This window comes from Aquabacterium sp., assembly GCF_044226965.1.
GTDB lineage: Bacteria > Pseudomonadota > Gammaproteobacteria > Burkholderiales > Burkholderiaceae_C > Pseudaquabacterium.
The window spans coordinates 13,491-34,946 of the sequence record NZ_JBGAGA010000005.1; the positions used below are offsets into that span (position 1 = coordinate 13,491).

Sequence of the window (21,456 nt, forward strand, 5' to 3'; positions counted from 1 at the left end):
CCCCCACGTTCAGCATTCGACGCGGGCCACGAGCCCGCGTTTTTCATGGCGCGATGCGCCGGTTCCTAGAACGGAATGTCATCGTCCATGTCGTCGAAGCCGGTGCTCGACTTCGGCGCGGGACGCGGCGCCGGAGCCGGCGCGGCGGCGCGGGTGGGCGGCGCGCTGCGGCGCGGCGCGGGCGCGTCGTCGCCGCCTTCGTAGCCGCCACGGTCCTCGCCGCCGCCCATGCCTTCACGGCCGCCGAGCAGCTGCATCTGGTCGGCAAAGATCTCGGTGGTGTACTTCTCGACGCCGTCCTTGTCGGTCCACTTGCGGGTCTTGAGGCGGCCTTCGACATAGACCGAACGACCCTTCTTCAGGTACTCGCCGGCAATCTCGGCCAGGCGGTCGAAGAACACCACGCGGTGCCATTCGGTCTCTTCCTGGCGCTCGCCCGAGTCCTTGCTCTTCCAGTTGCGGGTGGTGGCCAGGCTGACGTTGCAGACCGCGCTGCCATTGGGCGTGTAGCGCACCTCGGGATCACGCCCCAGGTTGCCGATGAGGATGACTTTGTTGACTGAGGCCATGGCGGCAACTCCTGAGGAAAGCGGGTGGGGAATGCGGGGATGATACCCAGCCGCCGCCCGACCCGGCCTCACCCGCAGGGGTGGCCGGCACCCCCCCGGAAGGGGGAAGCGCCGCCGGTTCAGGCGGCCTGCAGCGTCAGGTCGCCGGCGCGCAGGTCCCACTGCATCTTGCGGTAGATCGCGCGCACCTTGGCCGCCAGCGCGCGCGGGCTGACCTTTTCGTATCTCGCCACCTCGCCCAGCCTGCGGCCAATGGCCAGCTGGCGCAGCAGCAGGCGTTCGTCGGCGGTCAGGGCCAGCGGGCTGGTCAGCTCGTCGATCGGGTTGGCCAGCCGCGTGGCGGGCGGCAGCCGGCTGTCGAAGTGGTCCAGCAGGTGGCGCGCGATCCACGGCGCGATGTCGGCGTTGCCGGCCAGCGTATCGCGTGCATGCGTGGCCAGCGGCTCGGCCTTCGGGTCGCTCGGGTCGTGGAAGTTGTCGGCACCTTCCTGCAGCGCGTCCAGCAGCAGCGGGTTGCCCTCGCCCCGCGCCACCACCAGGATCTGGGCCTTGAGGTAGCCGAGCCCCAAGCGCAGCACGCGGATCATGTCGAGCACCGTGCCGTCCAGCAGCTTCAGCTCGGAGATCAGCAGGTCCGGGTTGTGCCGGTGCAGCAGCACGCGCGCGGCGGCAAAGCTGTGCACCGGCTCCAGCACGTCCCACAGGCCGGTGGCCAGCAGTTCATCACGCCAAATCTGGTTTTGGGCCGGGGCGTGGCCGGCCATCAGCACCGTCTTCATGGTCCCAACGCAATCAGTGTCTGTCTGTAACCAATTCTGGGGACGCGCCTGGAAACCCACATCCCCGGGCTTCGGGGGCTGGGGGCGCACTACAAGGTTTTGACGGAGCTTGTCGTGAACGACGTCACGGCCCGGCGCAAGAGCGGGTTTCAAACGCCACGCCGGGCGCGCCGGAACGGGCCCGGCCCGGGGTTCAGGCCGCCGGCTGCCAGCTGTCGCTGCGCGCCACCGGCCAGTACAGCCGGAACACCGAATGCGGCCAGTCGACCTCGCCGCGCGCGGCGGCCAGCAGTTCGCCGGGCTTCACCGTGGGCAGCAGGTTGGACAGCAGCCGCACCGCATGGTCGTTGGTGCGCCGCACGATGTGCGCGGTGGTGAGCTGGTTCGGATGTTCGAGCCCGGCGGCCTGCACCAGCTCCTTCAGCGCCTCCAGCGTCATGTCGTGGAAGCGCAGCACGCGCTCGGCCTTGTCGCCCACCACCAGCGCGCGCTGGCGCACCGGGTCCTGCGTGGTCACGCCGGTCGGGCAGGCGCCGGTGTGGCAGTGCTGGGCCTGGATGCAGCCCAGCGCGAACATGAAGCCGCGCGCCGCGTTGCACCAGTCGGCGCCGATGGCCATGGCCCGCACGATGTCGAAGGCGGTGACGATGCGCCCGGCGCAGCCTATTCTGATGCGCTCGCGCAGGTTCAGCCCGACCAGCGTGTTGTGCACCAGGCGCAGCCCCTCCTGCAGCGGCGCACCGACGTGGTCGGTGAACTCCAGCGGCGCCGCGCCGGTGCCGCCCTCGGCGCCGTCGACGACGATGAAGTCGGGCAGCAGGTCGGTCTCGACCATCGCCTTGGCCAGTGCGAACCATTCCCACGGGTGGCCGATGCACAGCTTGAAACCCACCGGCTTGCCGCCGGAGAGCTCGCGCAGCCGGTCGAGGAAGCGCAGCATCTGCTGCGGGTTCGAGAACGCGCTGTGCGCCGCCGGCGAGACGCAGTCCACTCCTTCGGGCACGCCGCGCGCCGCGGCGATCTCGGCCGTCACCTTCGGCCCCGGCAGCACGCCGCCGTGGCCCGGCTTGGCGCCCTGGCTGAGCTTCAGCTCGATCATCTTGACCTGCGGCTGCAGCGCGTTGTCGACGAACTTCGCCTCGTTGAAGCTGCCGTCGTCGTTGCGGCAGCCGAAGTAGCCCGAGCCGATCTCCCAGATCAGGTCGCCACCGTGCACGCGGTGGTGCTGGCTGATCGAGCCCTCGCCGGTGTCGTGCGCGAAGTTGCCGCGCTGGGCGCCGGCGTTGAGCGCCAGGATCGCGTTGGCACTCAACGCGCCGAAGCTCATCGCCGAGATGTTGAACAAGCTGGCCGAGTAGGGCTGGCGGCAGCGGCTGCCCGGCGCGCCGCCGATCAGCACCCGGAAGTCGTGCGAGGCAATGGTGGTCGGCTGCAGCGAATGGTTCATCCACTCGTAGCCGGTCTCGTGCACGTCCAGTTGGGTACCGAAAGGCCGCTTGTCCGATTCGCCCTTGCTGCGCTGGTACACGATGGAGCGCTGCTGGCGCGAGAACGGCACCGCCTCGCGGTCGCTCTCGATGAAGTACTGGCGCATCTCGGGCCGTATCCATTCGAGCAGGAAGCGCACATGGCCGATGACGGGATAGTTGCGCAGCACCGCATGGCGGCTCTGGTGCAGGTCGCGCAGGCCGACCAGCACGCCGGCGCCGCCGGCCAGCGCCAGCCAGGCCAGGCGGCCAAAGCCCACCCAGGCAAACGCCCCGAGCAGCAGCGCCACCGCGGCGAGCGTGATGGTGAGGTAGCGGATCGGGAAATGGCGGTCCAGCGCCAACAGCCAGTTCGGCATGCGGTCTCCTCTCGCGGCATCAAGTCTCGCGGCATCGTGCAGTGCGCGCCGGGGCCATTCTGCTAGGGTCCATCCCCCCCTGGATGCGGGTACACGGCGATTCCCCGCTTGCAGCCGGCACTGCACATGCTTACGGTAGCGTCCAGATGTTTCAGGAGGGCGCGATGCGCGGGATTCTTCGTCTTTTCGGTGCCCTGGTGGCGGCCGCCAGCCTGGGGATGGCTGCCGGTGGTGCGTCTGCGGCACCCATTTCGGTCAGCGTCACATCGAAGAACTTCATCACGGGGCCGGGCTACGGCGCCGGCGGCAGTGAACTGCCGGCATTGGCCGACCTGCTGAACGTGAGCTTCGCCGCCAACGGGGCCACGCATTCGGCGATGCTGGACATCAACGACGTCCTCCTCTTCGAGTTCGGCACCGTCACGATGAACGAGCAGCTGATCTCCGCCGGCGAAACCGACAACCTGGGCGTCGCGGCGGTCTTCAGCTTCATCGATCCGTTTGCCGGCCTGCGCCTTGTCACGGCCACCGGCACGGCGACCGCCGGGCTGGTGAGCGACCTCGACGTGGACCTGACGATCGACTGGAATCCGGTGCTGGTGTCCTTCGGCAGCCGCGGGCTGCTGCAGATCAACATGAACACCCTGAACTTCCGGCAGCCGGACCAGGCGCTGACGCAGTTTGCGAGCGTCACGCTGCTCGCCGTGCCGGAGCCGGCGTCGGTGGCGCTGGTCGGCCTCGCGCTGGCCGGCCTGGCCGCCACGCGCCGCCGCCGCGCTCAGTCGAGCGTCTGCCGATAACGCGCCAAGGCCACGGCCCCGGCCGCCAGCAGGAAGGCCAGCATCGGCCACAGCTCGGGCAGCAGCTCGAGCCCGCCGTTGCCCTTGAGCATGATGCCGCGCACGATGCGCAGGAAGTGCGTCAGCGGCAGCACTTCGCCGAGCCCTTGCGCCCAGCCCGGCATGCCCTTGAACGGGAACATGAAGCCCGACAGCAGCATCGAGGGCAGGAAGAAGAAGAAGGTCATCTGCAGCGCCTGCAGCTGGTTGCTGGCCAGCGTCGAGAAGGTGAAGCCGACGCCCAGGTTGGCCAGCATGAAGACGCCGATCAGCGCCAGCAGCAGCACCAGGCTGCCGTTCATCGGCACCTCGAACAGCAGCGCCGCGGCGGCCATGATGAGGCCCAGCTGCACGTAGCCGAGCACCACGTAGGGCAGGATCTTGCCCACCATCACCTCCAGCGGCCGCACCGGCGTGGCCAGCAGGTTCTCCATCGTGCCGCGCTCGCGCTCGCGGGTCATCGCCAGGCCCGTGAGCATCACCATCGTCATCGTCAGAATGGTGCCGATCAGCCCCGGCACGATGTTGTAGCGCGACAGCCCCTCCGGGTTGTAGCGCCGGTGCACGCGCAGGTCGATCGCCGGCGGCCGCGCATGCAGCGGGGCCAGCACGCCGCTGGCGTCGTGCTGCAGCGCCTGCGCCAGCAGCGACTGCAGCGCGGCCAGCGCATTGCCGGAGGCCGAGGGGTCGGTGCCGTCCACCGCCACCAGCACCGGCGACGATTCGCCGCGCACCAGCCGTCGCGTGAAGTCCGGCGGGATCACCACCATGAACAGCGCCTGGCCGCCGCTGATCAGCGCGTCGCCCTCGGCTTCGCTGGCCGCCTGGTGGCGGATGTGGAAGTAGCCGCTGTTCTGCAGCGCGGCCGACAGGCTGCGCGCGAGCGGTCCGCTGTCCTGCGCCACCAGCACCGTCGGCAGGCCCTTGGGGTCGGTGTTGATCGCATAGCCGAACAGCACCAGCTGCAGGATCGGCACGCCCACCGCCATCGCGAAGGTCAGGCGGTCGCGCAGCATCTGCTGGAATTCCTTGATGAAGACCGCCAGCATGCGGGCGAACGAGAAGCGCATCGGGGATCCTCGCTCAGGCCGCGATGAAGTTGTCCTTGGCGCGGCCGACCAGCCGCACGAAGGCGTCTTCGAGGTCGGTGGCGCCGGCCTCGGCGACGATCTGGTCCGCGGTGCCGCGCGCCAGCAGCTTGCCGTAGGCGATGTAGCACAGCTCGTGGCAGCGCGCCGCCTCGTCCATGTAGTGCGTGGACACCAGCACCGTCATGCCCTGGTCGGCCAACTGGTGGATCTGGTCCCAGAACTCGCGCCGCGCCTTCGGATCGACGCCGGCGGTGGGCTCGTCCAGCAGCAGCAGCCGCGGCTGGTGCAGCAGGCAGGCGGCCAGCGCCAGGCGCTGCTTCCAGCCGCCGGACAAGGTGCCGGCCAGCTGCTGCTGGCGCGCCACCAGCCCCAAGCGTGCCAGCGCCGCGTCCACCGCCGCGCGCCGGCCCGGCAGCTCGAACAGGCGCGCGACGAAGTCGAGGTTCTCGCGGATCGACAGGTCTTCGTAGAGCCCGAACTTCTGCGTCATGTAGCCAACCTGGCGCTTGATCTCGGCGCCGCCGCGGGCGATGTCCAGGCCCAGGCAGGTGCCGCTGCCTTCGTCGGCCTTCAGCAGGCCGCAGATCATGCGGATGGTCGTGGTCTTGCCGCTGCCGTTGGGGCCGAGGAAGCCGCAGATGCGCCCGCGCGCGAGCTGCAGGTCGACCTGGTCGACGACCGCGCGGCCGCCATAGCGCTTGGTCAGCCCGCGCACGTCGATCGCCAGCGTTGCGTCGGTCATGGTGCTAACGGACGATCTGCACGTCCACCGGCAGGCCCGGGCGCAGGCGCGCCGCATCGGCCGCCGCCGTGGGCCGCGCCTCGACCATGAAGACCAGCTTGGCCCGCTGCGCGTTCGAGTAGATCACCGGCGGCGTGTACTCGGCCTGCGTGGCGATGCGGCTGACGCGCGCGGCAATCGGCGCGCCGCAGCCGTCGCAGCGCAGGTTCACCGCCTGGCCGGGCGCCAGCGTGGCGACCTCGTTCTCGGCCACGAAGAAGCGCGCCTTCACCGCGCCGGCCGGCAGCAGCGAGACCACCGGCTGCCCGGCCGGCACCCATTCGCCGACGCGGTAGTAGGTGTCGGCCACCTGTGCCGCCAGCGGCGCGCGCAGCGACTTCTGCGCGATGCGCAGCTGCTGCTGCTTCAGCACCTCGTCGGCCGCGCCGGCACTGGCGCGCGCGGCGGTGCGCTCCTCGGGCCGCGCCGGCAGCTGGGCCACGCGCAGCGCCGCTTCGAGCTCGCTGACGCGGGCGCTGCTCTGCGCCAGCGCGGCCAGCGTGTCGTCGAGCTGCGCGCGCGAGATGAAGCCCTGGTCGAACAACTGCTGCTGGCGCGCCTGCTCGTTGCGCGCCAGCGCGGCCTGCGCCCGCGCCTGCGCCAGCTGCGCGCGGGTGACGGCGATCTCGTCCTCGCGCCGGCCGGAATCGGTGTTGCGTGCCTGCGCCTGCGCCGCCACCAGGCGCGCCTGCGCCTCGTCGCGCGCCAGCTGCTCGGCATCGGCGTCCAGCGTGAACAGCGCGGCCTGTGGCGCCACCGGCTGGCCGGCCTGCACCGCCAGGGTGGCCAGCGTGCCGGACCAGGGCGCGGCCACCTGCACGTACTCGCCCTCGACATAGCCCGACCAACCGGCCGGCGGCGCGGGCTGGCAGGCCGCCAGAGCCAGCACCAGCGGCGTCGCCGCTCCGAAGCCGATAACACGCAAAAGACTCATGCATGCTCCACGATCTGCGGCAGCGCGGCCAGCGCCACCCGGATGCGGCGCCGGATGGCCGCGTCGCCGCTGACCTGCGTGCCCAGCGCCGGCCCCGGCAGCGGCACGCCGAGCGCGCCCATCGCCGGCAGCACCACCATCGGCGCCACCACCGCGCCCAGCAGGAAGGCCACCCGCTGCAGCGGATGGCGGGTGGGCGGCAGTTCGCCGCGGCGCTGCGCCTCGGCCAGCAGGCCGGCCAGCAGCGCCATGTGGCGCGGCACATTGGCGGCGACGAATTCACGCGCCACGGCCACGCCGTTGGCGGCGTCCAGCGCCAGGCGCATCAGCAGCGGGCGCTGCTCGCGCACGAAGCGCGCGATGCCGAACAGCCCGCTGCCCAGGCGCTCCAGCGCCGAGCCGGCCGGCGCGGTGTCGGCCGTGAGGCCGGCGAACATTTCCTCGTACAGCTGCTGCAGCAGCGCACGCAGGAAGGCGTCCTTGCTGGCGAAGTGGTAATGGAACATGCCCGGGCTGACGCCCGCGTGCTCGGCCAGCCGGCGTTGCGACAGGCCGGGCGCGCCCAGCTCGGCATACAGCGCGCGACCGCTACGCAGCAGGGCCTGGTCGAGTTGCTGCGAGGGGCGCGCCATGCCGGCCATTATTGGTCAGTTGACCTGTAATGGCAAGCCGGCGATTTCAAGCCCGCGTTCGGGGGTGCATCCGAACGGCGCGGCGCGCCGTATTCCCAGGCACCACCCCGCCCTTCGGAGTCGCCCGATGAACACGCTCGATGCACGCGCGCTGGCAGCGCTTTGCCTTCACGATCCCGTGGCCCGCAGCCGCCCGAAGCGCGCGCTGGTGATCGGCGCCAGCCTGGCCGGCCTGCTGGCCGCACGGGTGCTGCAGGACCACGTGGACGAGGTGCTGCTGATCGAACGCCACGACCTGCCCACCGACTGCAGCCAGCGCCGCGCCACGCCGCACACCCAGCACACGCATGCGCTGCTGGCGCGCGGGCGCCAGATCTTCGAGCAGCTGTTCCCGGGCGTCGACGACGACTGGCGCGCCGCCGGCGGACGCTACGGCGATGTCGGCACCGATGCGGCGTTCTACGCCGGCCGCCGCCGCTTCGCGCAGGCCCCGGCCGACGCCCGCGCGCTGTGCCTGGGCCGCAGCGCCATCGAAGGCGTGCTGCGGCGCCGCGTGCTGGCGCTGCCGAAGGTGCGCGCGGTCACCGGCATCGAGGTGCAGGGACTGCTGGCCAGCGAAGACGGCCGGCGCATCACCGGCCTGCGCTGGCGCGCGCCCGACGAGGCCGGCTGCGGCGGCGCACTGGGCGCCGACTGGGTGGTGGACGCCAGCGGCCGCGGCTCGCGCCTGCCACGCTGGCTGACCGAGCTGGGCCATGCCGCGCCGGCCGAGCAACAGGTGCGCTGCGAGATCCGCTACGCCACCGCGTACCTGAAGCGCACGCCGCAGCACGCGCCGGGGCTGGAAGCGGTGATCACCGCCGCGACGCCCGACCATCCGAAGCCCTCGGTGCTGCTGAGCCAGGAGGGCGAGCGCTGGGTGGTGACCCTGGGTGGCTACGGCGACGACGCGCCGCCGCTGGAACGCGAGGCCTTCATCGCCCGCGCCGAGCGCACGGCGCCGCCCGAGCTGGCCGCGGTGGTGCGCGACGCCGAGTTCCTGTGCGAACCCTTCGGCTACCGCTTCCCGCACAGCCAGCGCCGCCACTACGAACGACTGAAGCGCCTGCCCGACGGGCTGCTGGCCATCGGCGACAGCCTGTGCAGCTTCAACCCGGTGTTCGGCCAGGGCATGAGCGTGGCGGCCTGCGAAGCGCTGGCACTCGATGCCGCGCTGCGCCACGGCGGTGACAACGTCCAGCGCCGCTACTTCCGTGCCGCGGCCAGGGCCATCGACATCGCCTGGCAGACCGCCGTCGGCGCCGACCTGGCGATTCCCAGCGTCCAAGGTGAGCGGCCACTGCCGGTGCGCGTCATCAATGCCTACGTCGCCCGGGTGTTCGAGGCGGCGCAGACCGATGCCAAGGTGGCGGTGGCCTTCGAGCGCGTGTCGCACCTGCTGGCGGCACCGCCCACGCTGATGACGCCGGCGATGATGTGGCGCGTGTTCCGCGCGCCGCGCGCTCAGGGGCCAGTGACGCTGCTGGCCGAGGCGCAGATGATGTAGCTGCGGATCGCGCGGCTGTCGCCCGAGTTGTTGTCGATCGCGCAGCGGTAGCTGTTGGTCGGGCTGTCGGGGTTCGGGCCGGCGTAGTTGACCGTGATGTCCTGCTGCGCGCTGTTGTAGTCGCGGTGGCCGCAGCCGCCGCCGATCACGTAGGTGTTGGCCGGGCAGTACAGGTTCACGCGACCGTAGTTGTGGCCCGGCAGGCTCCAGGTGTCCTGCTTGTAGACCAGGTTGCTCGTGCCGGCCGGGCCCTGGATGCCCTGCGGGCCTTGCGGACCCTGCGGCCCTGCGGGTCCGACCGGGCCGCGGTCGCCGGTGTTGCCCTTGTCGCCCTTGTCACCCTTCGGGCCCTGCGCACCGGTCTCGCCCTTCGGGCCCTGGTCGGCCAGCGTCAGGTCGAGCCGGGCCACGTGCGCGCTGAGCGTGTTTTCCTTGCTGTCGAGGAACGCCACGGTACCCGGCGCGCTGAGGGCCGGGGCGATCGCGAAGCCGTTGTTGCTGGCCGGGCTGGTGACCCAGTTCTTCACGGTGCTGGTCACGTCCACCGTGACGAACTGGCCCGCGCTGGCCACCGGCACCATCACGCCGCTGCCCGCCCCGCCCAGCGTCGGCGCGGTCGCGGCGGTGACGTTGCCTTCGGCCCAGGCCGAATACACCGTCTGCACTTCCACCGCACCGGGGGCGCCGACGCGGTTGACGTAGAGCACCAGGTTGGCCTTGACGACCTTGGCCGCGGTGGTGCCCGCCGGCAGGCCGCTGAGGTCGAAGCGCAGCAGCGCGGTGGCGCCGCCGCCGATGTTCAGCGTGGGCAGGCTGCCGAAGTTGTTGGCCGGGCTGCTGCTGACCAGGTGGGCGTCCGCGGCCAGCGGTGCGTCGAAGGCCTGGGCCGCGCCGGCGGCCAGCAGGGCCGCGGCGGCCAGGGCCAGGCGGGAACGCAGGGTCGTGATCGTCGAGCGGGTGTTCATGATGGGGTCGGCTCCGGAAGGTGAAGGAATGCGGGGCAATGCGTTCAGGCGCGGCCGGCCGGCCAGCGGTTGCGGCGGCGCGAGGCGGCGAGTGCGGCCAGCAGGGCCAGGCCACTCAGCGCCCAGCCGGCGGGCTCGGGCACGTTGTGCAGGTCGACGGCCTGGCGCTCGAACTGCAGCGACCAGAAGCCGCTGCGCTGGCTGCCGTCGACGTTGATGAAGGACCGGCTGGCATCGCCCAGGTACCAGGCGCCGGTGTAGCCGGGCTGCCCGTCCTGCTGGAAGCCGTCGGCCGGCGCGCTGCCGATCGGCAGGTTGCCGTCCTGCGTCAGCACCAGCGTGTAGTCGCCGGCGGCGAACTGGCCGCCGAACATGGCGTCCCAGCAGAAGCCGGTGGCCGGATCGGCCGCGCCGCTGCCGGCGCCGCAGTGGTTGCTGCTGCCCACGGCCTGCTGCAGCAGCCCGCCGGCGCCGAACAGCGACAGCACCGGCGCGAAGCCGCCCTGCGCCCACGACAGCGTCTTTGCGCTCAGCGTGCTCAGCGCATCGAGGTGGATGTCCAGCACGAAGTGCTGGTCGTCCTGCGTGAAGCTGCCCTGGTAGTTCACCGGTGCGGCGTCCGCCTGCTGGCTGCCCAGCGCCAGCACCGCGGCCATCGTGGCGGCGCCCATCCAGTCGGAGAAGGTGGTTCGAGTCATTCGCTGCTCCTGCACCGCAATCGCGGTTGCTTGCCGGCGATGTGTGGCAGCGGGCCGGCGCCGGTTCCAGGGCCTGGGGCGCGGTGTGACGGATGCCGCAGGAATGCCACCCGGGTGCCACCCGGATGCCACCCGGGCGCCCACCCCAGGCCCCACGCCGGGCGCGCGGGCCCCGCTCGCTATACTTCGCGGCTTCAGCGCCGATTTGTTCCTGATTGCGGGCGCTTCAACAAATGCCGCTAAAGAGGGACGCCCTCGACCCGGCGTCCGCCTTGCGCGGCGCCGGGTTTCGTCTTTCGAGGGTTGCAACGCGCATGGCATCGCTGGGCCACGTCACACCGCAGACGATGCGTTTCGAGCAGGCATTGCCGCTGCAGAGCGGCGCCGCGCTGGCCGCTTACGATCTGGTTTATGAAACCTACGGCACGCTGAATGCCGCGAAGAGCAACGCGGTGCTGGTCTGCCATGCGCTGAACGCCAGCCACCACGTGGCCGGCTCCTACGCCGGGCAGGACAGAAGCGAAGGCTGGTGGGACAACCTGGTGGGCCCCGGCAAGCCGCTGGACACCGACCGCTTCTTCGTCATCGGCATCAACAACCTGGGCTCCTGCTTCGGCTCCACCGGGCCGATGCACCCGAACCCGGCCACCGGCGAGCCCTGGGGCGCCGACTTCCCGGTGGTGACGGTGGAAGACTGGGTCGACGCACAGGCCCGCCTGCTCGACCGGCTGGGCATCACCCGGCTCGCCGCGGTGCTGGGCGGCAGCCTGGGCGGCATGCAGGCGCTGAGCTGGACGCTGCGCTTCCCCGAACGCGTGGGCCACTGCATCGCGGTGGCCACGGCGCCGAACCTGTCGGCGCAGAACATCGCGTTCAACGAGGTGGCGCGCCGCGCGATCATCACCGACCCCGACTTCCACGGTGGCCACTTCTACGCCCACGGCGTGGTGCCCAAGCGCGGCCTGCGCGTGGCGCGGATGATCGGCCACATCACCTACCTGTCGGACGACTCGATGGAGGAGAAGTTCGGCCGCGAGCTGCGCGCCGCCGAGTTCGGCTACACCACGCAGGACATCGAGTTCCAGATCGAGAGCTACCTGCGCTACCAGGGCGACAAGTTCAGCGAATACTTCGACGCCAACACCTACCTGCTGATCACCCGCGCGCTGGACTACTTCGACCCCGCGCGTGCGCATGGCGGCGACTTGTCGCGCGCCTTCGCGGTGGCCCGGCACAACCCCTTCCTCGTCGTCAGCTTCACCACGGACTGGCGCTTCTCGCCGGCGCGTTCGCGCGAGATCGTCAAGGCGCTGGTGGACAACCGCATCGACGTCAGCTACGCCGAGATCGCCGCGCCGCACGGCCACGACGCCTTCCTGCTCGAAGATCCACGCTACCACGGCGTGCTGCGCGCACGCTTCGAGCGCATCGCCGCGGAGATCGCACGATGAGCGACAAGCGCGTGCTGGAACTGATCGCCGAGCTGGTGCCTCCCGGCTCGCGCGTGCTCGACCTGGGCTGCGGCTCGGGCGAGCTGCTGGCCCACCTGCGCCAGCACCGCGGCTGCAGCGGCTACGGCATCGAGATCGCCGATGCCGACGTGCTGGCCTGCGAGCGGCGCGGCGTCAACGTGATCCAGCTGAACCTGGAGGAAGGCCTGGCGCTGTTCGACGACGCCAGCTTCGACGTGGTGCTGCAGCTCGACACCCTGCAGCACCTGCGCAACACCGAGAACATGCTGCGCGAGACGGCGCGCGTCGGCCGCATCGGCATCGTCAGCTTCCCGAACTTCGCGCACTGGCCCAACCGGCTGTCGGTGCTGCGCGGCCGCATGCCGGTGACCAAGACCCTGCCCTACCAGTGGTACGACACGCCGAACATCCGCGTCGGCACGCATGCCGACTTCGAGGTGCTGGCGCGCAAGAATGGGCTGCACATCCTGGACAGCTTCGGCCTGCACGGCGGCGCGCCGGTGCGCCGCTGGCCGAACCTGCTGGCCAGCACCGCGGTGTTCCGGTTCGAGCGCGGCTGACGCGCCGGCCCCGACGCCTGCCGCCGCCGGCCCCCGCGACCGATGAGCGAATTCAGCGAGAGCTACCACCTGCGCAGCCCCTCGCGGCGCGACGCCTCGTCGCTGCTGGCGCGCGCCGGGCTGGCCGGCTTCGTGTTTCCGGCACAGGACGGCTGGGTCAGCTTCGTCGCCGCGGGCACGCCGTTCCAGCCCAACGCCACGCTGCTGGCCGCCAACGAGGGCCTGCTGCTGCGCTGGGCCTACGGCGAAGACCATGGCTGGGGCTTCGACCTGCACGGCGGTACGCAGCGGCTGCTGGGCTACGGCTGCGACTGGGAGGACGAGATCCGCTTCGATGCCGGCTTCGACCCGGTGGCGCTGGAACGCGCGCTGGGCCTGGCGCTGCCCGGCCTGCGCGGCACGGCCGGCCGCCGCATCTTCGCGCCCGGGGGCTTCGAGCAGCTGTTCGAGTACAAGCCGGCCTATGCCTTCGCCGCCGCGCTGGGCCTGAGGCACTACCGCTGGCTGTCCTACGCCTACCTTTCGAATGACGCGGCCAGCGGCAAGCCGCTGCCGGCCGGCGTGCTGTCGATCCGCTGAGCCGGCCGGCGTTCAGCGCACGAACGAGCGCACCAGCGTCAGGTCGCCGATCTTGCGCATCGGCACCGTGAAGGTCTCGCGCCGCTCGGCACCGGTGTTCTCGTCGAACACCAGCGTGATGCGGGCGGTGATCACCGGCTGCTGACGCGTGGCCTCGTCGAAGTGGTAGCCGCCGGCACCGAAATTGCCCCAGTAGTTCACGTACACGTGGTACGGCCCCGGCAAGGGCGCGGTCATCGAGAACATCTCGGGGCCGGCGCCGTCGACCGAGTCGACATCCAGCCCGCCGCCGTTGGGCAGCACCGGGTTCGCGAAGAAGGCATGGCCGCCATCGGGCGTGATGACGTGGAGGTCCAGCTCGGCCTGCGGGTCGTCCCAGGCCAGGATGGCGCGCACGCGGGCCTGGGTCTTCAGCCGGTTGGCCTCGTAGAACTGCACCCGCTGCAGCACCCGGCCGTCGCCGTCGCGCAGCTCGATGCCATTGCTGCCGGCACCGAAGGCATAGGGCCGCGCATAGCGCCCATCGTCCCCGGTGTACAGCGGCATCGCGTTGCCGTTGACGACGAGCGTCGGCGTGCGCGTGCCGGCCTTGCGGACCTGGCTCAGCCGGCCCTCGATCAGCGTGCGGCCGCGCTGGCCGCCGCGGTCGATCAGGTTGGCCGGGTACGCATACTCGACGCGCTGCGGATCGTCCACCAGGCCACTGGCGGTCCAGCCGCCGGCCGGGCGCGACAGCGGACGGTCCTGGGCCAGCGCGCCGGTGACGGCGACGGCCAGCAGCAGCGCGGCCGCAAGGCAGCGGGCGCGCTTCATGGCATCACGAACGACCGCACCAGCGTCAGTTCGCCCGGCTTGCGCATCGGCACGCGGAAGGTCTGCTGCTTCTCGGCCCCGGTGCCTTCGTTCTCGATGATCGCCACCTGCGCCACCGTGATCACGTCGCGCCGCTCGCCGGCGCCGTAGTAGTTGACGTAGACATGCCAGGTGCCGGCCGGCGGCGCCGGGTGCGCGAAGATCTCCGGCCCGAAGCCGGTGGTGACGTCGACATCCAGCGCGCCGCCGTTCGGCGCCACGCGGTTGCCGTAGAACACATGCTGGCCGTCGGGCGATACCACGTGCAGGTCGAGGTCGGTGTTGTCGCTGTCCCAGCTGAGCACCACGCGCAGCTTCACCGCGCCGCGGTCGCGGTTGGCCTCGATGAACTGCACGCGCGTGGCCGCACCCTGCGGCCCGGGCGCGCGCACCGTGAGCCCGTGCGCGCCGGCGCCGAAGGACCAGGGGCGCGAGAAGCGGCCGTCCTCGCCAATCTCCAGCGGCAACGCGATGCCGTCGACCACCAGCCGGCCGGGCTGGCGGGCTTCGCCCTCGCCGCTCTTGGGCAGGTCCCGGGCTGCCGCCTTCGGCGTCTGGGCGATCTGGCCCTGGATCAACGCCGCCGCGCTGCGCCGGTTGCTGTTGACGCTGGCCGCCGGGTAATGCACTTCCTGCAGGAAGTCCTGCTGCTGGGTTGGCGCGGCGCGCCAGCCGCCCATCGGCGTGTCGAGCCGGACCTGGGCCCGGGCCGGCGTGGCGAGGCCGACGGCGGTCAGCAGGGCTAGCGCGCAAAAGGCGTGGTGGTTGGGCATGGGCTTCATGGCAATCTTCAGGAATCGGCCAGCACCTGCGCCAGGCGTTCGACGAAGGCTTCGTCCTGGCCGCGCGGATGGTGGCGGAAGGCCAGGTGCAGGTATTCGTGGATCAAGGTGACGCGGCCTTCGCGGCTTTGCCATTCGCGCAGGTGGATGCGCAGGCGCCGCTGGTCGGCATGCGGCACGCCTTGCTGCAGCTGGCACACCTGCAGCTCGGCGCCGGGCCGCTCGTAGCCGGGCTCGCTGCGCAGCCGGTCGCGCCAGCGCGCCTGGCGCTGCTGCAGCCACTGCGTGGCCTCCGGCAGCGCGACGCAATCGGCGCCGCCTTGCAGGCCGCCGAGCACCGCGCCGGGATAGGCCTGGCGCAGCAGGGCCTCGAAGCCCTGGCCGGCGCGCGCCGCGGCCACCGCCTGCTGCCAGCCCATCACGCCGGGGCCGGCCTGGTCGCGGTGGTAGCGCACCGGCGTGCCGCCGTTCAGCATCAGGCCGGCCGTGAAGGCCGCCGCGGCCTGCGCGGCCGCGCTCGGCGGATTCGGGCTGACACGCTGCGCGCGGCTGTCGTCGTCGACCGCGCGGCAGCCGCCCTGCTCGGCGGTGTTCTGCAGCAGCCAGCTGCGCGCGGCGATGGCCAGCGCCTTGGCGGCTTCGGTCTCGCGGGCATCGCCTTCGCGGTCGACCACGCGGGCGACGTAGTCCTCCAGCGGCAGCCGCGCGCTGAGCCGCGGCGGGCCTTCGGCGGCGCCGGACAGCCGCAGCGCCGGCGAGCCCCGCACCGGCAGCGACTGGCCGTTGGCAAACAGCACCCGGTAGTCGCCCGTGGCCAGCGGGCCGTCGGCCAGCCCGCGCGTGCCCCCGCCCGCCGTGGCGCGGCCGTCCACGCGTTGCACCTGCGCCAGCGGATAACGCGCAAACAGCGCGACATCGACACAAGGCTGCGCCTGCAGCCCGGCGGCATCGGGGGCGACGGTCAGCAGGCGCTGCGGCTGCCACTGCGCCGCCATCCAGCCGGCCTGCGCCTGCAGCGCCGTGCGGCTGGTGCCCGGGGCGCCGAACCAGAACGGCGTGCCATCGGCCAACCAGCCGGCCGCGCCGCCGATGCGCCGGCCGGCGCCATCGGTCCATGACCAGGTCTTGAAGCGCGGCCCGCTGCCCAGTGCGGCCAGCACCGCGCCGTCGCGCAGCGTGTTGGGCAGCAGCGCTTCGCGCGCGGCCAGGCGCGCGGGCGGCGGCACCCGCTGCAGCGCGCGCAGCAGCGAGGCCGCCTCCACCACCGTGGCGGGCTGCAGCGCGCCCAGGTCCAGCAGCCAGGCAGGCGCGGCCTGGGCACCGGGCTGGGCCTGCCAGAACGCGCGCCAGGCCGCCGGCTGCAGTTGCAGGCGCTGCGGCGCGAAGTAAGGGCCGCAGGAGCGCGCCAGCGCGGTGTCGCGGTCGACCGACTCGCCGGGGTCGCAGCAGTACTCCTCGTCGCTGCGGCGCTGCGCGGCCTCGCAGCGGTAGGGCGGTTCCTGCATGCCTTCAGCCACCAGGTAGCTGTAGACGAAAAGCTTCCATACGCTGCCCAGCGGCGTGCGCGCGACGCCGGCCGAGCTCGGCACCGCCTGCAACGCGCCTGCGGGCTGCCAGACGAGCCGCACCGCAGCGTCAGACGCGCCGGCCGCACCAGCCGACACCGCGACCATCAGCAGTGCGGCCGCCGTCGCCCGCCCAGCGCTGCGCCCCCAAGCAGCCGCCGCGGAACCGGCTCTGCCGGTCCGCTGGCGGCGCCCCCCTGGGGGGGAGGCGCCGAAGGCGCTCCGGGGGGGGGTCATTTCACCTCAATTGACGCCCAGCGCGCGCCGGCTTCGGTGCCCTTGGCCTCGGGCTCGTACATGCGGTAGACGCGTGCCGGCGGCAGCTTGTACTGGCCGCGCTGCGCGAAGCGCACCAGGTGCCGCACCGTCACGCTGCCGTTGGCCTCCACCCGCTCCAGCGGCACCGCATAGCCCTGCGGCGTGGCCTGGTGCGTCGCGCGTTCCAGCGGCGTGGTCTTGCCGGCCTCGGCGCCGATCACGTCCAGGCCCCAGGTGCTGCTCTCGACCGCGGCACCCGGCGGCAGCGCGGCTTCGAGCAGGGCCCAGCGCAAGGGCCGCTCACTTTGGACGCTTAGCTGGTCGAGGTACAGCGTGTTGCTGTCCAGCGGCGTGCCCGGCGCCACCGGCTCGAGCTTGACGACCAGGCGGCCATCGTCGGGCGGCGTCGCCGGCGAGGATGCCGTCTCGGTTGCCGATGCGCCCTTGGCCGCGCTGGCCGCCGCCGCGGGCTTGGGCTTGGCCTGCGGCACCACGCGGAACAAGGTGCGCTCGATGCGCAGCGGCAGCGTGGGCGCGTTCGCCGCCGGGACCTCGCTGCTCTCGTAGCTGACGTAGGCCACCGCGGCCTTCGCGTTGTTCGCCAGCGCCAGCGTGGTGGGCAGCGCCACGCCATCGGGCAGGCGCCACACCGGGTCGCCGCCGCTGCTGCGACCGGCCAGCCAGGGCGCGCCCAGCGCGTTGGCCTCGACGCGCAGCTCCGGCCGCGCGCCCAGCGCCTTGTGCAGCCAGATCAAGGCCTGCGCGCGGTCGAAGGTCGGCTGCTCGCCGCGCACCTGGGCCAGCAAGGCCTTCGCGCGTTCCGGGCCGCCGCGCTGCGCCAGCACCAGCAGGCTCTGCACGAAGGGCGAGGGCGATGCGGCCAGGCGCTGCGCGGCGGCATCGGCTTCGCCGCGCTGCGCCGCGCTGGCGCGCGCACCGGCGCTGTAGGCCGTGAGCACCAGCGCGATGTCGCGCGCGTTGACCTCGTCCGGCGACGCCATCACCAGGCTGCCGCGGCGGGCGGCCAGCGCGGCGCCTTCGGCCGCGGGCGCGGCCATCAGCTCGTCGAGCAGCGCCGCCTGCATCGCGCCGACCGTCAGGCCCATCTCCTGCATCCACTGCAGCACCAGCGCGCGCTGCAGCGACGGCAGCTTGACGCCGTCCTTGGCATACACGTCGAGCAGGCGCTGCCAGTGCGTGTCGGGCAGCGCGGTGCGCAGGGCCTGGGTCGCACGCCAGTCGGCGTAGTAGGCGTAGGCGGTGAGGAAGGCGTCGGCGGCCATGCCGCGGCCCCACCAGCCGAAGCGCGCCTCGGGCCCGGCCATCTGCGCCAGCGCCAGGCGAGCGGTGGCGACGCGCTGCGTCAGCTGCGGGGCCAGCGGCTGCTGTGTGCCGGACAGCGATTGCAGCGCCAGGCTCAGCGGCAGCAGCCGGCTGGCGGTCTGCTCGACGCAGCCGTAGGGATAGTCGGCCAGCTCGTCGATCCAGCGGCTGAAGGCCGCGGCCGCGGGGTCGGCAGCCAGCGTCACGCGCACGCGGCGCGCATCGGCCGGCAGGCTGAGCGCGGCGCTGCCCGAGGACAGGTCCAGCACCTGCTCGCGCGGCGCGGCCCAGGCCAGCGGCAGGCGCTTGAGCGGGCTGCGCAACGTGTCGACCACCTGGCCGTTGCTGCGCAGCGTGAGCGTCAGCTCCTGCGTGCCGGGCTGCTCGGCATTCAGCGGCAGCGCGACGAAATTGGCGCCGGGCTTCAACTTCACCGTCTCGCGCACATTCACGCCGGGCCCACTGACGGCCCATTCGACGCTGCGCTCCTCGCGCCCCTGGTTGAACAGCGCGACGCTGGCCTGCGCCTTGTCGCCCACGCGCTGCCAGTCGGGGCTGGTCCACTTGGCGTAGAAGGCCTTGTCGCTGCGCACCCAGGCGGTCTGCTGGCCGACCAGGCCACCGGCCTCGATGGCCCGGCCGGTGATGCGCCAGCGCGTCAGCGAATCAGGCATCGGGAAGCTGAAGCGCGTGCGGCCATTGGCGTCGGTGCGCAGGTTCGGCAGCCAGGCGGCGGTGTCGACGTTGTCGCGCCGCGGCCGCTCCAATACCTTGATAGCGCGTTCGTTCACCTGGCGCCGTGCCGGCAGCGCGCCGAGCTTGCGGGTGGCCAGGTCGTAGCCGATGAAGCTGAGCGAGGCCGCGGTGCGCACGTTGTTGCGGCGCGGGTGGTAGAAGAAGTCGTCGATGGTCGGCGCAATCTCGGGCTGCAGCACGTAGATCATCTCGTCGACCACGCCCACCGCCACCTCGGCCGGCGCCGGCTTGCCATCGACCAGCGTGGTCAGCTCGACATTCACCGTCTCGCCCGGCGCATAGACCTCGCGCTCGGGCTTGAAGCTCAGGCTGATGCGCGGTTGCGCGACGCGCAGGCCCTGGTTCTGGAACACCATGTCGCCGTTCTTCACGTAGGCCACCGAGAGCGTGACGTTCGGGCTCATCGCCTCAGCCACCTTCAGGCTCACTTGCCATTGCGTGGGGTTCAGCCGCTGGGCGCTGAAGCCATTGCCCGCCTGCGCCAGCAAGGTGGCAGCCTCGACCTGGTCGCGCTCCAGGGTGAGCAGGGCCTGCTCCACCGGCTCGGGGAAGGTCACCAGCGCCTGCGCGGTGTCGCCGGCGTTGTAGGCCGGCTTGTCGAACACGATCGCGATGCTGCCGGCCGGCGCCTTCTGCCCGTCGCCGCTGACCCAGTGGCTGGTGGCCGCGACGATGCGGTGCTGCTCGTCGCGCAGGGTGACGGTGTACGAGCCCGGCTGCTTGAACGCGACCGACACCGTGTCGCCGGTCGCGGCCAGCGCGCCGCTGGCCTTGCTGCGGTCTTCCAGCCGCAGCCATTCCCAGCTGACCGGGCGCTGCGGCGTGGCATTGGCGCCCAGGCCGGTGCTGGCCGCGGTGCGCTGGCTGGGCACGAAGCGGAAACCCATGCTCTCGCCAGGCCGCGAGAACTGCGCCTGCGGCAGCAGCCGCCAGGCCGCGGCGCCGCGCTCGACCAGCAGCTCGCGCGAGACGCGCACGCGGTAGGCGGCGCCGTCGGTGGCCAGCGCGGTCAGCACATAGCGGCTGGGTTGAGCGGCCTCGGGGAACGAGAATGCGGCAACACCGCTGCTGTCGGTGACGAGCTCGTCCTGCGCCAGCTTGGCGGCGAAGGCACCGCTGTAGTCGAGTTCGCCATCGACCATGCTGAGCTGCTGCACGCGGGCGCTCAAGGAGACGCGCGCATTGGCCACCGGCTTGCCGTCGGGGTAGTTCAGCTGCAGCTTGCCGCTGACCTTGTCGCCGGTGGCGAAGTCGGGCTTGTCGGGCAGCAGCAGGATCTCGAAGTGCGGCTTCTGGTAGTCGGCGACGCGGAAGGCCGCGGTGTAGAGCTGCTCGCGGTAGGCCAGGCGCAGCTCGTAGCCGCCGGCCGCGGCGTTGTCGGGCAGCAGGAAGCGGCCGTCGGCGCCGCTGATGCTGCTGAACTTCAGCGTCTGCGTGGCCACCACCTGGCCGGCGGGGTCCAGCGCCTGCAGTTCGATGTCGCCATCGGGCAGCGGCGCGGATTCACGCGAAGACTTGAACTCGCGGCCGGTGACCTTGACCATCACCGCGTCGCCGGGGCGGTACAGCGGCCGGTCGGTCGTTGCGTAGACCTTGGCGTTGTAGATCTCGCTGTCGTAGTAGAAGTTTTCGGAGATGAACACGCCGCCGGCCGGGTCGACGCCGAAGACGTAGGTCTGCTCCGGCGCGGCATGGTCCAGGCGCGCCAGGCCTTGCGCATCGGTGGCGCCGCTCTTGAGCACGCCGACGCCGTCGGTCCACACGAGCTTCGCGCCGGGCACGGCCGCGCCATTCACGCGTTGGGCGCTCCACACCAGCATCTGCTGGCCGGAGACCTTGGTCAGCGCCACGGTGTCGCTGACGAACAGCAAGGTGGTGGCGCGGTGCTGGCCGGCCGAGGCCTCGACCAGGTACAGCCCCGGCTTCTGCGGCGCCAGCGGCACGTAGACGTTGCCCTCGCTGGGCTTGATGAACTCGCTGCTGCTGCCGGCGAGCTTCAGGTCCTTCGGCGGCGCGATCGGCCGCGCGAACTGCACCGGGTAGCGCAACCGCTCGACCACGGCCAGGCCGGGCAGCGTGCGGAACTGGCGCGGCTCCTCGAAGCGCGAGGGCTGCGTCAGGTCCTTCGGCGTCTTCAGCGCCGGCGCCTGCGCGGTGACGGCGCGCCGCGCATCGCTGGAGAACAGCTTCTGCCAGGCCAGCCGGGCCTTCACGACCCAGTTGTCCCACACATGCGTCAGCGTGTTGGCCAGGCCCTCGCCGGCAGGCAGGGCCTCGACCTGGATGCGGTGCAGGTTGCGCTGCTTCTGCAGGAAGGCCAGCGGGTCGGGGATGCGGTAGACCACCACATCGATGCCGCCGACGTCGTTCAGCTGCTGCGGCGCATTGACCTCCAGCCGCACGCGCGGCCTGTCGGCCGAGCCGTAGGCCGCGTCGGTCAGCAGGAAGAAGGGCTCGCCGACGAAGGGCTCGCGGTAGTTCGCCAGCGGCGGCTCGTCGGGCGCGGCGGGCTTGGCGGCGAAGCCGGCGGGGGCCGTGGCCAGGCTCGCTGCGCACACAGCGGCCAGCAGCAGGCCGCGCCAGGAGAAGGAATGCAGGAGTCGGGGCAGCTTCATGGAGATCCGCGTCT

17 protein-coding genes and 1 pseudogene are annotated in these 21,456 nt (G+C 71.9%); 5 read left to right on the forward strand and 13 right to left on the reverse strand.

The genetic code is table 11. From position 1 onward, the window contains the following. Positions 1–65: 65 nt before the first annotated feature. From ssb to ACILR4_RS03615, 3 genes are all read right to left on the reverse strand, one after another. The gene (gene ssb, locus ACILR4_RS03605; RefSeq protein ID WP_395699457.1) at positions 66–569 is read right to left on the reverse strand and encodes a single-stranded DNA-binding protein; all 504 of its coding nucleotides are present in this window, start codon (positions 567–569) and stop codon (positions 66–68) included. 119 nt (positions 570–688) lie between these two features. Next, positions 689–1,348, reverse strand: a complete 660-nt coding sequence (locus tag ACILR4_RS03610; protein ID WP_395699458.1) for a hypothetical protein — start codon at positions 1,346–1,348, stop codon at positions 689–691. Between the two features lie 193 nt (positions 1,349–1,541). Then, entirely contained in the window at positions 1,542–3,194 is a 1,653-nt protein-coding gene (locus tag ACILR4_RS03615) for an FMN-binding glutamate synthase family protein (RefSeq protein WP_395699459.1), read from the reverse strand. 83 nt (positions 3,195–3,277) lie between these two features. On the opposite strand from ACILR4_RS03615, the gene ACILR4_RS03620 reads away from it, so the two are divergent. Continuing rightward, positions 3,278–3,994 (forward strand): PEP-CTERM sorting domain-containing protein, encoded by a 717-nt coding sequence (locus tag ACILR4_RS03620; protein ID WP_395699460.1) that lies wholly within the window; start codon positions 3,278–3,280, stop codon positions 3,992–3,994. Here the strand turns inward: ACILR4_RS03620 and ACILR4_RS03625 are convergent. From ACILR4_RS03625 to ACILR4_RS03640, 4 genes and pseudogenes are all read right to left on the reverse strand, one after another. Next, the gene (locus ACILR4_RS03625) at positions 3,973–5,103 is read right to left on the reverse strand and encodes an ABC transporter permease (protein ID WP_395699461.1); all 1,131 of its coding nucleotides are present in this window, start codon (positions 5,101–5,103) and stop codon (positions 3,973–3,975) included. The two genes, ACILR4_RS03620 and ACILR4_RS03625, sit on opposite strands and share 22 nt — an antisense overlap. A gap of 91 nt (positions 5,104–5,194) precedes the next feature. Continuing rightward, positions 5,195–5,866: pseudogene (locus ACILR4_RS03630) on the reverse strand (ABC transporter ATP-binding protein); the annotation flags it as partial. 4 nt (positions 5,867–5,870) lie between these two features. Next, positions 5,871–6,839 carry an HlyD family secretion protein gene (locus tag ACILR4_RS03635; protein ID WP_395699462.1) on the reverse strand — a complete coding sequence of 323 codons (969 nt, stop codon included), beginning with the start codon at positions 6,837–6,839 and terminating at the stop codon, positions 5,871–5,873. After that, positions 6,836–7,471, reverse strand: a complete 636-nt coding sequence (locus tag ACILR4_RS03640) for a TetR/AcrR family transcriptional regulator (protein WP_395699463.1) — start codon at positions 7,469–7,471, stop codon at positions 6,836–6,838. Before ACILR4_RS03640 ends, ACILR4_RS03635 begins: the two co-directional genes overlap by 4 nt. Before the next feature lie 127 nt (positions 7,472–7,598). Between ACILR4_RS03640 and ACILR4_RS03645 the strand changes: the two genes are divergently transcribed. Continuing rightward, positions 7,599–9,017: an FAD-dependent oxidoreductase gene (locus ACILR4_RS03645; protein ID WP_395699464.1), complete on the forward strand. Its 1,419-nt coding sequence runs from the start codon at positions 7,599–7,601 to the stop codon at positions 9,015–9,017. On the opposite strand, the gene ACILR4_RS03650 is transcribed toward ACILR4_RS03645, so the two are convergent. Beyond that, complete coding sequence (locus ACILR4_RS03650) at positions 8,975–9,982, reverse strand: DNRLRE domain-containing protein (RefSeq protein WP_395699465.1); 1,008 nt, start codon at positions 9,980–9,982, stop codon at positions 8,975–8,977. The two genes, ACILR4_RS03645 and ACILR4_RS03650, sit on opposite strands and share 43 nt — an antisense overlap. A gap of 44 nt (positions 9,983–10,026) precedes the next feature. Beyond that, complete coding sequence (locus ACILR4_RS03655; RefSeq protein ID WP_395699466.1) at positions 10,027–10,680, reverse strand: DVUA0089 family protein; 654 nt, start codon at positions 10,678–10,680, stop codon at positions 10,027–10,029. Positions 10,681–10,994: 314 nt separating this feature from the next. Here ACILR4_RS03655 and ACILR4_RS03660 point away from each other — a divergent pair, with 314 nt between their 5' ends. From ACILR4_RS03660 to ACILR4_RS03670, 3 genes are read left to right on the forward strand one after another with little or no spacing between them, the layout of a single operon-like run. Further along, the gene (locus tag ACILR4_RS03660; protein ID WP_395699467.1) at positions 10,995–12,131 is read left to right on the forward strand and encodes a homoserine O-acetyltransferase; all 1,137 of its coding nucleotides are present in this window, start codon (positions 10,995–10,997) and stop codon (positions 12,129–12,131) included. Next, on the forward strand, positions 12,128–12,712 hold the full coding sequence (metW, locus tag ACILR4_RS03665) for a methionine biosynthesis protein MetW (RefSeq protein WP_395699468.1): 585 nt from the start codon (positions 12,128–12,130) through the stop codon (positions 12,710–12,712). Before ACILR4_RS03660 ends, metW begins: the two co-directional genes overlap by 4 nt. A gap of 42 nt (positions 12,713–12,754) precedes the next feature. After that, entirely contained in the window at positions 12,755–13,291 is a 537-nt protein-coding gene (locus ACILR4_RS03670) for a hypothetical protein (RefSeq protein ID WP_395699469.1), read from the forward strand. Between the two features lie 12 nt (positions 13,292–13,303). Here the strand turns inward: ACILR4_RS03670 and ACILR4_RS03675 are convergent, their stop codons facing one another. From ACILR4_RS03675 to ACILR4_RS03690, 4 genes are all read right to left on the reverse strand, one after another. Beyond that, entirely contained in the window at positions 13,304–14,104 is an 801-nt protein-coding gene (locus ACILR4_RS03675) for a YfaP family protein (protein ID WP_395699470.1), read from the reverse strand. Next, the gene (locus ACILR4_RS03680) at positions 14,101–14,925 is read right to left on the reverse strand and encodes a YfaP family protein (protein ID WP_395699471.1); all 825 of its coding nucleotides are present in this window, start codon (positions 14,923–14,925) and stop codon (positions 14,101–14,103) included. The genes ACILR4_RS03675 and ACILR4_RS03680 overlap by 4 nt, the downstream gene beginning before the upstream one ends. Positions 14,926–14,933: 8 nt before the next feature. Next, entirely contained in the window at positions 14,934–16,553 is a 1,620-nt protein-coding gene (locus tag ACILR4_RS03685) for a DUF2300 domain-containing protein (protein ID WP_395699472.1), read from the reverse strand. Positions 16,554–16,723: 170 nt separating this feature from the next. Further along, positions 16,724–21,442: an alpha-2-macroglobulin family protein gene (locus ACILR4_RS03690; protein ID WP_395699473.1), complete on the reverse strand. Its 4,719-nt coding sequence runs from the start codon at positions 21,440–21,442 to the stop codon at positions 16,724–16,726. Positions 21,443–21,456 lie beyond the last annotated feature (14 nt).